11 protein-coding genes are annotated in these 11,768 nt (G+C 64.0%); 6 read left to right on the top strand and 5 right to left on the bottom strand.

Features of this window, described 5'->3' with window-relative positions:
* Window positions 1-6: 6 nt before the first annotated feature.
* Both GV002_RS16550 and GV002_RS16545 read right to left on the bottom strand, forming a co-directional pair.
* Window positions 7-3,144, bottom strand: a complete 3,138-nt coding sequence (locus GV002_RS16550) for an efflux RND transporter permease subunit (protein WP_160019431.1) — start codon at window positions 3,142-3,144, stop codon at window positions 7-9.
* Between the two features lie 5 nt (window positions 3,145-3,149).
* Window positions 3,150-4,301, bottom strand: coding sequence for an efflux RND transporter periplasmic adaptor subunit (locus GV002_RS16545; RefSeq protein WP_160019430.1), 1,152 nt, complete (start codon window positions 4,299-4,301; stop codon window positions 3,150-3,152).
* 124 nt (window positions 4,302-4,425) lie between these two features.
* Here GV002_RS16545 and GV002_RS16540 point away from each other — a divergent pair, with 124 nt between their 5' ends.
* Window positions 4,426-5,046 (top strand): TetR family transcriptional regulator, encoded by a 621-nt coding sequence (locus GV002_RS16540; protein ID WP_072423103.1) that lies wholly within the window; start codon window positions 4,426-4,428, stop codon window positions 5,044-5,046.
* A 12-nt stretch (window positions 5,047-5,058) separates the two neighbouring features.
* Here GV002_RS16540 and GV002_RS16535 read toward each other — a convergent pair whose 3' ends face one another.
* Window positions 5,059-5,256, bottom strand: a complete 198-nt coding sequence (locus tag GV002_RS16535) for a heavy-metal-associated domain-containing protein (protein ID WP_160019429.1) — start codon at window positions 5,254-5,256, stop codon at window positions 5,059-5,061.
* Window positions 5,257-5,369: 113 nt separating this feature from the next.
* Here GV002_RS16535 and GV002_RS16530 point away from each other — a divergent pair, with 113 nt between their 5' ends.
* The 3 genes from GV002_RS16530 to cueR all read left to right on the top strand — a co-directional run bounded on the left by GV002_RS16530 (window position 5,370) and on the right by cueR (window position 8,654).
* Window positions 5,370-5,762: a hypothetical protein gene (locus GV002_RS16530; RefSeq protein ID WP_160019428.1), complete on the top strand. Its 393-nt coding sequence runs from the start codon at window positions 5,370-5,372 to the stop codon at window positions 5,760-5,762.
* A 64-nt stretch (window positions 5,763-5,826) separates the two neighbouring features.
* Window positions 5,827-8,226, top strand: coding sequence for a heavy metal translocating P-type ATPase (locus tag GV002_RS16525; protein WP_160019427.1), 2,400 nt, complete (start codon window positions 5,827-5,829; stop codon window positions 8,224-8,226).
* Window positions 8,223-8,654 (top strand): Cu(I)-responsive transcriptional regulator, encoded by a 432-nt coding sequence (gene cueR, locus GV002_RS16520; protein ID WP_160019426.1) that lies wholly within the window; start codon window positions 8,223-8,225, stop codon window positions 8,652-8,654. Before GV002_RS16525 ends, cueR begins: the two co-directional genes overlap by 4 nt.
* Before the next feature lie 155 nt (window positions 8,655-8,809).
* Here cueR and GV002_RS16515 read toward each other — a convergent pair whose 3' ends face one another.
* Both GV002_RS16515 and GV002_RS16510 read right to left on the bottom strand, forming a co-directional pair.
* On the bottom strand, window positions 8,810-9,697 hold the full coding sequence (locus GV002_RS16515; protein ID WP_160019425.1) for a PA4780 family RIO1-like protein kinase: 888 nt from the start codon (window positions 9,695-9,697) through the stop codon (window positions 8,810-8,812).
* Window positions 9,698-9,786: 89 nt separating this feature from the next.
* Window positions 9,787-10,674, bottom strand: a complete 888-nt coding sequence (locus GV002_RS16510) for a LysR family transcriptional regulator (protein WP_160019424.1) — start codon at window positions 10,672-10,674, stop codon at window positions 9,787-9,789.
* Between the two features lie 100 nt (window positions 10,675-10,774).
* Between GV002_RS16510 and GV002_RS16505 the strand changes: the two genes are divergently transcribed.
* The gene (locus GV002_RS16505) at window positions 10,775-11,416 is read left to right on the top strand and encodes an NAD(P)-dependent oxidoreductase (RefSeq protein WP_160019423.1); all 642 of its coding nucleotides are present in this window, start codon (window positions 10,775-10,777) and stop codon (window positions 11,414-11,416) included.
* A 61-nt stretch (window positions 11,417-11,477) separates the two neighbouring features.
* On the top strand, window positions 11,478-11,768 hold the full coding sequence (locus GV002_RS16500) for a DUF2218 domain-containing protein (protein ID WP_160019422.1): 291 nt from the start codon (window positions 11,478-11,480) through the stop codon (window positions 11,766-11,768).

Below are 11,768 nucleotides of genomic sequence, written 5' to 3'. Positions count from 1 at the left end.
TGCTTATCAATGCGGCGGCTGTTCTTCCCTGGCCTTGCCGCGCTGGCTCACCCGTTGCGCCGCCGACTCCACCAGCAGGTAGAACATCGGGATGAGAAAGGTGGCCAACAGCGTGGCCGCGAGCATGCCGCCGATCACCCCGGTGCCGATGGAGTGACGGCTGGCCGAGCCAGCGCCAGAGCTGATGGCCAGCGGCACGCAACCGAGAATGAACGCCAGCGAAGTCATCACGATAGGGCGGAAACGCAGCTTGGCCGCCTCCAGTGCCGAGTCGAAGATGCTCTTGCCTTCGGCGCGCAGCAGCACGGCGAACTCGACGATGAGAATGGCGTTCTTCGCCGCCAGACCGATCAGGGTGACCAGCCCGACCTGGAAGTACACGTCATTCTGAATACCGCGCAGCCACACCGCGAGAATCGCCCCGAAGACCGCGAACGGCACAGCGGTAACTACCGCCAACGGCAGCGTCCAGCGCTCGTACTGCGCAGCGAGAATGAGGAATACCAGAATCAGGCCGAAGACGAAGGCCTGGGTTCCCGAGCCCTGAGTCGCCAGCTCCTGATAGGCCGAGCCGATCCAGCCCAGGCTGTAGTCCTCGCCCAGCACCTCATCGGCTACCTCCTGCATCGCCGCCAGTGCCTGCCCGGAGCTGTACCCCGGCGCCGGGCCACCCAGGACCTTGGCCGAGGGATAGACGTTGAAACGGTCATAAGAATCCGGCCCGAGGATGCGCCGTACCCGCAGCAGGGTCGACAGCGGCACCAGATCGCCACTGCTGGAGCGTACGTAGACCTGGCCGAGATCTTCCGGCTTGCGGCGGAACTCCGACTCCGACTGCAGGCTGACCTGCCAGGTACGCCCGAAGAGGGTGAAGTCGTTGACGTAGTAACTGCCGAAGGTGGCCTGCATCGCGGTGAACACATCGCTGACGCTGACGCCAAGGGCGCGCGTCTTGGTGCGATCCAGGTCGATGTAGTACTGCGGCACGTTGGCGCTGAAGGTGCTCTGAATGCCGGCCAGCTCAGGTCGCTTGCTGGCGGCCTCGACGAAGGCCTGGACCTTCTCGCCGAGCTGCTCGACGCTGCCGCCGGAGCGATCCTGAATGAAGGACTCGAAGCCGCCGGTGGTACTCATGCCGGTGATCGGCGGTGGGTTGAACGACAACACCAGGCCATCCTTCTGCGCAGCGCCCATGCCCATGAACTCGCGCGTCAGATTGCGCGCATCGAGCTCGGGCGTGGTGCGCTCGCTCCAGTCCTTGAGCGGTACGAAAGACACCCCGGCGTTGCTGCGCACACCGAAGGTGAGCACGTCGAAACCGGCGAACGTCACCACATCCTGCACCGCCGGATGCTCCATCAACTGCTGGCTCACCGCACCACTCAACGCCTCGGTGCGATTGAGCGAAGCGGCTGGCGGCAGGTAGTAGGCGTTGATCACATAGCCCTGATCCTCATCGGGCACCAGCGAGCCGGGCACCCGTGAGAACAGCAGCATGACCAGCGCGATCATGCCGCCGAACAGCAGCAGGCCGACCAGCGAACGTTTGAGGAAGAAGCGCACCCCGGCGCCGTAGCCCTCGGTGGCCTTGTCGAAGAAGCGGTTGAAGGCGCGGAACGGTGCCGCCGGCTCGTGGTGGCCGGGTTTGAGCAGCAGCGCGCAGAGCGCGGGGGAAAGCGTCAGGGCGACGATGCCGGAAATCACCACCGACACCGCGATGGTGATCGCGAACTGCTTGTACATCTGTCCCGCCAGGCCGCCGAGGAAGCCCACCGGCACGAACACCGCGCAGAGCACCAGGACGATGGCGATGATCGGCCCGGTCACCTCCTCCATCGCCTTGATGGAGGCCTCGCGCGCGTTCAGGTTTTCGGTTCGCATTACCCGTTCGACGTTCTCGATCACCACGATGGCGTCATCCACCACGATGCCGATGGCCAGCACCATGCCGAACAGCGTCAGCAGGTTGATGGAGAAGCCCAGCATGTACATGCCGGCGAAGGTGCCAACCAGCGACACCGGAATGGCCAGTACCGGAATCAGCGTGGCACGCCAATTCTGCAGGAACACGAACACCACCAGCACCACCAGCACCAGCGCTTCGAAGAAGGTGTGGATCACCTCTGTGATCGAGACCTGGACGAACTTGGTAGTGTCGTAGGGAATCTTGTAGGCGATGCCTTCGGGGAAGCGCTTGGCCAGACGCTGCATGGTGCGCTCGACCGCCTCGGCGGTATCCAGAGCATTGGCGCCGGGCTGCAGATAGATACCGAAGGCGGCGTTCTGCTGGCCATTGAGGGTGGTGACCAGCGAGTAATCCTGCGCACCCAGCTCGACCCGCGCCACGTCCTTGAGCAACAGGCTGGCACCGGTGTCGTCGGTGCGCAGGATGACGCTCTCGAACTCCTTCGGGTCGGTGAAACGCCCTTGCGTGGTGACCGTATAAGTGAAGTCCTGCGGCTCCTTCAGCGGCTGCTGGCCGAAGCTGCCGGCAGCGAACTGCGAGTTCTGCTCGCGGATGGCGTTCACCACATCAGTGGGCGTGAGGTTGTACTGCGCCAGCTTGTCCGGGCGCAGCCAGATGCGCATGGAATAGTCCTTGGAGCCGAACTGGCTGGCATCGCCAACGCCCTTGAGGCGCTTGAGCTCGTCGATGACGTTGATCAGCGCGTAGTTGCTGATGAAGATCGGGTCACGCGAATCATCCGGCGAGTAGAGGGTGATCACCTGGAGAATGTCGGAAGACTTCTTCTCCACCTTCACGCCCTGGCGGCGCACCTCTTCCGGCAGCTTGGCCAGTGCCGCCTGTACCTTGTTGTTGACGTTGATGGTGGCCTGGTCCGGGTCGGTGCCAACCTCGAAGTACACCGTCAGGCTCATCGCCCCGCTGCTGGAGGAGTTGGACAGCTGGTAGATCATGTTCTCGACGCCATTTATCTGCTGTTCCAGCGGCGCCGCCACGGTTTCGGCGATGACCTGCGAACTGGCACCAGGGTAAGAGGCGCTGACCGACACCTGCGGCGGCAGGATTTCCGGGTACTGGGCAATGGGCAACGCGCGCATCGCAGCCAGGCCGGCGAGCACGATGACGATGGAAATGACGGTGGCGAATACCGGGCGGTCGATGAAAAAGCGCGAGATCATGGCCGTTACTCCTGCGCCGGGCTGGCTGGCGTGGCTGCCTTCGCCTCCTCGACCTGCACCGGGCTGTCCGGTCGCACCTTGGCCAGGCCGTCGACTATCACCCGCTCACCATCGCTGACGCCGGCCAGAATCACCCAGCGTCCGCCGGCCGTATCGCCCATGGTGACCTGACGCATGCGCGCGACGCTCTGCTCGTCCACCACGTAGACGAAGGTGCCTCGAGGCCCTTGAGCGATGGCGCGCTCCGGTACGGTGATGGCGTTGGGGCGGGTCAGTCCCATGACCTGCACGCGCACGAACTGCCCGGGCAACAGCTTCTGCTCGGGGTTCGGCACCACGCCACGAGCGCTGACGGTGCCGGTGCCGCGGTCGATCAGGCTGTCGGTAAAATCCACCTCGCCCGCCGTCGGATAGACCGAGCCGTCACCGAAATGCACTTCCACGCTGAGTTTGCCGCTGGCCGGCGGTACCAGACTGCCTTCGGACAGTTCGCGGCGCAGGCGTTCTGCCTCGGCGTCCGGGTAGGCGAAGTTGACGAAGATCGGGTCGAGCTGGGTGATCTGCGTCAGCAGGCTGGCATTGGGATCGCCGGCGACGATCAGGCTGCCTTCGGAGACGCTTTCCTTGCTGGTGATGCCGGTGATCGGCGCCTTTACCGTGGTGTAGTCGAGATCGATCTGACGCGACTGCACCTCGGCCTGGGCCGCCTCGATATTGGCTTTGCTCTGCTCGAAATTGGAGACAGCATTGTCCAGCTCGCTCTCACTGGCGAAGCCTTTTTTCTGCAGCTCACGGATGCGCTTGAGGTCACGATCGGTCTGCCGAAAACGCGCCTGCTCCTGCGCCAGGGCACCCTTGGCACGGGCCAGAGCAGCCTCGTAGGGGCGAGGATCGATACGAAACAGCACCTGATCCTTCTGCACCCGACTACCCTCCTGATAGGTGCGTTCCTGCAGGATGCCGCCGACCTGGGCCCGGACCTGCACCTCACGGTAACCGGCGGTTCGCGCCGGATACTCGAGCACGATGGGCAGTTCGCCGGCCTTGACCTGCTCGGCCGTCACCGCTGTCGGTGGCGCATCGGCGGCCTGGACGCTCGCGGCCAGCAGGACCAGGCTGAAGGGCAGGCAGATACCGACCAGACGAACGAAGGGCATGAGGCATTCCTCTCCTTGGCTAGACACGGGGCAGAAGCAAGACAACCAAGCCCGCCACCAGCAGGCGGGGCAAAATCGGTAAACTCGGCACAATCTGAGCCTAGTTCCAATTAACCGGATCGCCATGCGTAGAACCAAAGAAGATGCGGAGAAAACCCGCTGCGCCATCCTCGCTGCTGCGGAACAGTTGTTCCTCGAGCGAGGGGTCGCCCATACCAGCCTCGAACATATCGCCAGACATGCCGGGGTTACGCGCGGTGCGGTTTATTGGCACTTCCAGAACAAGGCGCACCTGTTCCACGAAATGCTCAACCAGGTTCGCCTGCCGCTGGAGCCACTGGCCCAACAACTGGCGGCGGTCGATGGCCTGTCATCGCTGCAGTTGCTGCGCGATCTGTGCATAGAAGCCATGGCCAATCTGGTGCTCGACGAACAGCGCCGGCGCATCCTTACCGTGCTGCTGCGCCGCTGCGAGTTCACCGAGGAGCTGCGCGAGGCCGAGGAGCGTCACGAGACCTTCGTCAATCAGTTCATCGACCTGTGCGAACAACAGTTCGCCCTGTCGACCGTACAACCGTACCTGCAACCGGGCATCACCCCGCGCCTGGCCTCGCGCACGCTGCACGCGCTGCTCGTTGGCCTGTTCAGTGACTGGCTGCGCGATCCCAACCTGTTCGATGCCCAGACCGATACCCCGGCGATGATCGACAGCTGCTTTCGCGGCCTACTGCGGCAGTGGCCCTAGCAGACCTGAGTTCTACGCAGGCGCAACCTCGTAGCCTTCGTCGCGAATCGCTGTCTGTATCTGTGCGGCATCCAGGCCTGCCTCGACCCGCACCAGACCCGCAGCCAGATCGACCTCGACCCTGGCCGTCTGCTCCAGCGCCTGGATCGCCTGGGTGACGGCCCGCACGCAGTGACCGCACGACATTCCGCTGACCTTGAATTGCTGCATGACTGACTCCTTGAATCGGTGGTTGATGGGTGTAGTCTCGACCTTGCCACGATGGCAAGGTCAAGCCCTTGCTTCACGTCACCCGCCCCGGTTTCTGCATGAGGATCCTCGCCATGCGCCTGCTCTGCACCGCCCTTGCCCTGCTGATGGCGCCTCTGGCTCAGGCAGAACCACTGGCACCGCTGCCCTCGACAAGTCAGGGCGAAGGCTACGCGGTGTTGATCGTCTCGCGCGAACGCCTTGAGGTGGCCACCACCTGCGAGGTCGCCCTGTATGTCCATGACCAGATGGCCGCACGCCTGCATCAGGGCCAGTCGGTGTCTTTCAACCTGCCGCCTGGCCGCGTCTCACTGCGCCTTGGCCTGACCGGTACCGGCCCCTGTCAGGACGGTATCAACCAGCTCGCAGGCCAATCGCTGGAACTGCAGGCCGGCGAAGTGCGCCGCTACCGCATCGCCATGGGCAGCGATGGCCTGCGACTGCATGCCGCGCCGATGCTGAACTGAAGACTTGACCTTGCCATGGGGGCAAGGTTGATCCTGTAGCCACGACGTTACAGGGAGCCAAACCATGTCCACCTTCGACCTGCCCATCCAGGGTATGACCTGCGCCAGTTGCGCCGGCCGTGTCGAGCGCGCGTTGCGCAAGCTGCCGCAGGTAAGCAGCGTCAGCGTCAACCTGGCCAGCGAGCAGGCGCGCATCGAGGCACCTGCCGATAGCCTGCCGCAGCTGATCACCACCATCGAGGGCGCTGGCTATGCAGTGCCCAGCCAGCCTCTGGAGCTGAGCATCGAAGGCATGACCTGCGCCAGTTGCGTCGGCCGCATCGAGCGCGCCCTGGGCAAGCTCGAGGGTGTCAGCCTGGTCGCCGTCAACCTCGCCGACGAGAAGGCGCGCCTGCAGGTGCTCGCCGGCTTCGATCCGCAGCAGGCGTTGAAAGCCGTAGCCGCCGCTGGATACAAGGCCAGCCTGTTGGACGAGCGTCCGGCTGCGGATCAGGCACAACGCCGCTTGCAGCGGGAACGCCTGACCTTGCTGGCGGCCATCGTCCTGACCCTGCCACTGGTATTGCCGATGCTGGTCGAACCCTTCGGTCTGCACTGGATGCTGCCGGCCTGGACGCAGTTCCTGCTCGCCACGCCCGTGCAGTTCATCTTCGGTGCGCGTTTTTACCGCGCCGCCTGGCAGGCGCTGAAAGCCCGTGCCGGCAACATGGATCAACTGGTGGCCATCGGCACCAGCGCCGGTTACGGTCTGAGCCTGTACCAGTGGGCCGTGACGCCAGCCGGGCAGATGCCGCACCTGTACTTCGAGGCCTCGGCGGTGATCATCAGCCTGATCCTGCTCGGCAAGTACCTGGAAAGCCGTGCCAAGCGCCAGACCGCCGGTGCCATTCGCGCCTTGCAGGCATTGCGCCCGGATCACGCGGTGCGCCTGATCGATGGACGTGAAGAGCGCGTCGGCATCGACGCACTGGTGCTGGGCGACCGGATTCTGGTCAAGCCCGGCGAACGCTTCCCGGTCGACGGCCAGGTACTGGAAGGCAACAGCCATGCGGACGAAGCGCTGATCAACGGTGAAAGCCTGCCGGTGGCCAAGCAGCCGGGCGACAAGGTGACGGCCGGTGCCATCAACGGTGAAGGTCGCCTGCTGCTGGAAACCACTGCCCTCGGTGCCGAAACGGTGCTGTCACGGATCATCCGTCTGGTGGAAGACGCCCAGGCTGCCAAGGCGCCGATTCAGAAGCTGGTGGACAAGGTCAGCCAGGTATTCGTCCCTTCGGTACTGCTGATCGCCCTGGCCACGCTGCTGGGCTGGCTGGCGTTTGGCGCATCGCTGGAAAACGCCCTGCTCAACGCCGTCGCCGTGCTGGTGATTGCCTGCCCCTGCGCGCTGGGTCTGGCCACGCCGACCGCGATCATGGCCGGCACCGGCGTCGCCGCGCGCCACGGAATCCTGATCAAGGACGCCGAAGCACTGGAGGTGGCGCACGCCGTGCAGCATATCGCCTTCGACAAGACCGGCACCCTCACCGAAGGCAAGCCGCGCATCGTCCATATCGGTCTGGGCGAAGCCAGCGAAGCCAGCGAAGCCAGCGAAGAAGAACTGCTGCGCCTGGCCGGCGCTCTGCAACAGGGCAGCGAACACCCGCTGGCCAAGGCCGTGCTGCAGCGCTGCGCAGAGCAGCACATCGCCCTGCCGGCACTGAGCGACAGCCGGGCGCTGGCAGGGCGCGGCATCGCCGGTGATGTCGAGGGGCGCAGCCTGCAACTGGGCAGCAGCCGCCTGCTGGAGGAAAACCAGTTACAAGCCGGCGCGCTGGGCACATCGGCGCAAAGCTGGGAAGCCGAAGGCCGTACGCTGTCCTGGCTGATCGAAACCGGCAGCACGCCACGCCTGCTCGGCCTGCTGGCCTTCGGTGATCAACTCAAGGAAGGTGCCACCGACGCCATCACCGAACTGCGCGAACAGGGCATCACCAGCCACCTGATCAGCGGCGATAACCAGGGCAGCGTGGCGGCGGTGGCCAGCGTTCTGGGCATCGACGAACCCCACGCCCAGGTATTGCCGGCGGACAAGGCGCGACTGATTGGTGAACTTCGCCAGCACGGCACCGTGGCCATGGTCGGCGACGGTATCAACGACGCGCCAGCGCTGGCTGCAGCGGACGTTGGCATCGCCATGGGCGGTGGCACCGATGCCGCCATGCATGCCGCCGGCATTACCCTGATGCGCGGCGACCCGCGCCTGGTGCCGGCCGCTCTGGAGATCAGCCGGCGCACCTACGACAAGATCCGTCAGAACCTGTTCTGGGCCTTCATCTACAACCTGATCGGCATTCCCCTGGCTGCGGCCGGCCTGCTCAACCCGATGTTCGCCGGCGCCGCCATGGCGCTATCCAGCGTCAGCGTGGTGAGCAACGCGCTGCTGCTCAATCGATGGAAGCCGAAGGGAGATCAAGTGCGATGAACATCGGCCAAGCCGCCAAGCACACCGGCCTCAGCGCCAAGATGATTCGTTACTACGAGTCCATCGACCTGCTGCCCCATGCCGGGCGCTCGGAGAGTGGCTATCGGCAGTACGGCACGGCCGACCTGCACCGCCTGGCGTTCATCAAGCGTGCGCGGGATCTGGGCTTTTCTCTGGAGGAGGTGGGAAAGCTGCTAGCCCTGTGGCAGGACAAGCAGCGCGCCAGTGCCGATGTGAAGGCGCTGGCCGAGGAACATATCGCGGAGTTGGAACGCAAGATCGCCGAGATGAGTGCCTTGCGCGATACGCTGTTGGAGCTGGCGAACAGTTGCCAGGGTAACGACCGACCGGACTGCCCGATCCTCAAGGGCATCGAACAAGGCGTGAGCTGCGGCGCATCCAACTGCGCGCACGGAGGCGCCGTGTAGCCTGGATGCAATCCGGGGGAGGCTGCGAAAACGCCCCGGATTTCATCCGGGCTACGGTTCTGTAGGAGCCCGCTTGCGGGCGATTGCTAAGCGTAAACACCATCGCCAGCAAGCCGGCTCCTACACCCGCAGCAGATTGCGCCTCGAACATTGCCTCAGCGCATCCAGGGCGGTATCGGTTCGGCGTCCTTGGGCTCGTCGTCGGCGTTGAGCAGGGCCTGCTTCTTCGCTTCCTCGGCCAACGCAGCCTTGATCTCGCGCATCACTGCATCGATATCGGCGGCGTCCTCGGGCTCGGCGAACTCCCCCGTCAACTCCGTATCCGGTTGCAGCTTGCCAGCCTCGTAAAGCGCCCACATTTCCTTGGCATATTTGGTGTACTTGAGCTCGGGGGCAAACTGGCCGAAGTAATCGGCCATGTTGCGCACGTCGCGCTCGAGCATGCTGAAGGCGTGGTTGTTGGCGGCGGCGTCCACGGCCTGCGGCAGATCGATGATCACCGGCCCATCAGGGCCGAGCAGCACGTTGAATTCCGACAGGTCGCCATGCACCAGGCCCGCGCAGAGCATCTTGACGATTTCCTGGATCATGAAAGCGTGGAATTCACGCGCATCATCCGGATGCAGATCGACGTCATTGAGCCGCGGCGCAACATCGCCCTCGCCGTCGCCCACCAACTCCATCAGCAGCACACCATCGAGAAAGTCATAGGGCTTGGGTACCCGCACACCGGCACTGGCCAGGCGAAAGAGCGCCGCCACCTCGGCATTCTGCCAGGCCTGTTCCTGCTCCTTGCGCCCGTATTTGCTGCCCTTGGCCATGGCCCGCGCCTGACGGCTGCCACGCACCTTGCGGCCCTCCTGATACTCGGAAGCCTGGCGAAAACTGCGTTTGTTGGCTTCCTTGTAGACCTTGGCGCAGCGCAGCTCATCGCCGCAGCGCACCACATAAACCGCTGCTTCCTTACCGCTCATGAGCGGTCGCAGCACCTCGTCCACCAGGCCATCTTCGACCAGGGGTTCAATACGTTTGGGCGTCTTCATCGGTGTGGATCACGGGTCCTTTTTGGCCAGGGGCGAGACGTTCAGGGGCCATCCTCTCACAGCACGGGGCAGATGCCGACTCCCACCGCTCAGGCGCTGACCAGATGACGCCTGAGCGTCTCGATGGCATAGCGCACTTTGGCCGGTTGAGCATCGCGCCGTGGCGTGACGATATGCAGACCGATAGGTTCGAGATGCCAATCCGGCAGCAATGGCAACAGCTCGCCGCGAGCCAGCAGTTCACGGACTTCCGGCTCAGGCTGCAACGACACGCCCATACCCGCCAGGGTGAACTGACGCGAGGCAAGGATGTTGTTGCAGCTGATGCGCATCTCCAGCCGCAGCCGCTGCTGCACTCCACCAGGGCCATGCAAGGTCAGGTGCTGGCTGCGCTCCAGGTGCAGGCCGATCCAGTCGAGCTTGAGCAATTGCGCCGGCTCGACCGGTAAACCGGCGCGCGCCAGGTAGGCCGGTGCAGCGCACAAGATCATGCGCCAGTCGGTCACGTAACGGGCCACCAGGCTAGAGTCCTCCTGGCGGCCGACACGGATGGCGAGATCGATACGCGACTCGATCAGGTCGATCGGCTCATCGTGAAAGAACAGGCTCAGGCTCAACCCCGGATGAGCGCTGAGCAGCGGCGCCAGCGCTTCGCTCAGCAGCGGCCCGGAAAACCCGACCGGGGCGGCAACACGCAACTCGCCCACCGGCGCATCGCGCTGTTCGGCCAGGCGCTGCGCGGCTTGCTCGGCCAGTTCGACTATCTGTCGGCAGCTTTCATAGAACTGTGCACCCGCCTCGGTCAGGGTCAGCTTGCGGGTGGTGCGGTGCAGCAGCGTGACGCCAGTGGCTTCCTCCAGCCGGCGAATCTGCTGGCTGACTGCCGATGCCGTCATGCCCATGGCTCCGGCAGCCGCCACCATCGATCCCCGCTCCACCACCATGGCGAAAAGCGCCATGCGTTTGAGCTGCTCCATTATAAAGCCCTGCTTAATTATCCAAGTTCATCAGGCCACTTTTTTCGGTGTTTATCCAGCAGTGATCATGTGTCCACCGTCACTCTTCGAGATTACCTCAATGAAAATCGCACTGATTGGTGCCACTGGTTATACCGGCACGCCATTGCTGCAAGAGGCACTGGGCCGTGGTCATCAGGTCACCGCGCTGGTACGCCATCCGCAAAAGCTGAACGCACACCCGCAACTCACCGCCGTTCAGGCGGACGTCCACGACAGCGCAGAGCTGGTCAAACAGTTACACGGCCACGACGCGGTGATCAGCGCCTTCAACCCTGGCTGGGGCGTGACAGACATCCGTGAGCAGTTCATCGCCGGTAGCCGCTCGATCATCGCGGCGAGCAAGCAGGCCGGCGTCAAACGCCTGCTGATGGTCGGCGGTGCCGGCAGCCTGTACATCGCCCCCGGCGTGCAACTGATCGACACCCCGAACTTTCCTGCCGAGTACAAGGAAAGCGCCGAAGGTGCACGCCAGGCACTGAACATGCTGCGTGAAGAGCCGGAGCTGGAGTGGACCTTTCTCTCGCCAGCCGCCCTGCTCGTTCCGGGGCCACGCACCGGCAAGTTCCGCCTGGGCCGTGACGAGTTGCTGATGAACGGCGATGAACTGGGCAGCATCTCGGTGGCCGACCTGGCCGTAGCAATGCTGGACGAAGTCGAGCAGCCGCAGCACGTTCGTCAACGCTTTACCCTGGCGTACTGAGCCGCACCGCACTGTCGCAACACTGTAACCACCGGAAATACACAGCCCAAGAGGATTTTGCATGACCCCCTTCAGCAGCAGCGCGTTCGTCACGACCGATACCCCGGCGCGCTACATCAGCCGTCTGTGCAAGCACTTCGCACACAAGATTCCAGTCAGCTTCGACGAGCAGCAGGGCCGCATCGAGTTTGACGCCGGTCTCGCGACCTTGAAGGCAGAAAACCAGGGCTTGCGCCTGCGGGTTGAAAGCGCCAGCAGTGAAGATCTGCAACGCCTGGAGGGCGTCGTCGGCAGCCACTTCGAGCGTTTTGCCTGGCAGGAAGAGCTGACCCTGGACTGGCAACCCAACTGA

The sequence above is a fragment of the Pseudomonas sp. 8O genome (assembly GCF_902506495.1).
GTDB classification, from domain to species: domain Bacteria; phylum Pseudomonadota; class Gammaproteobacteria; order Pseudomonadales; family Pseudomonadaceae; genus Aquipseudomonas; species Aquipseudomonas chaetocerotis.
The sequence above is the reverse complement of the archived record's forward strand: the minus strand, read 5'-3'. Positions and strand labels throughout refer to the sequence as shown.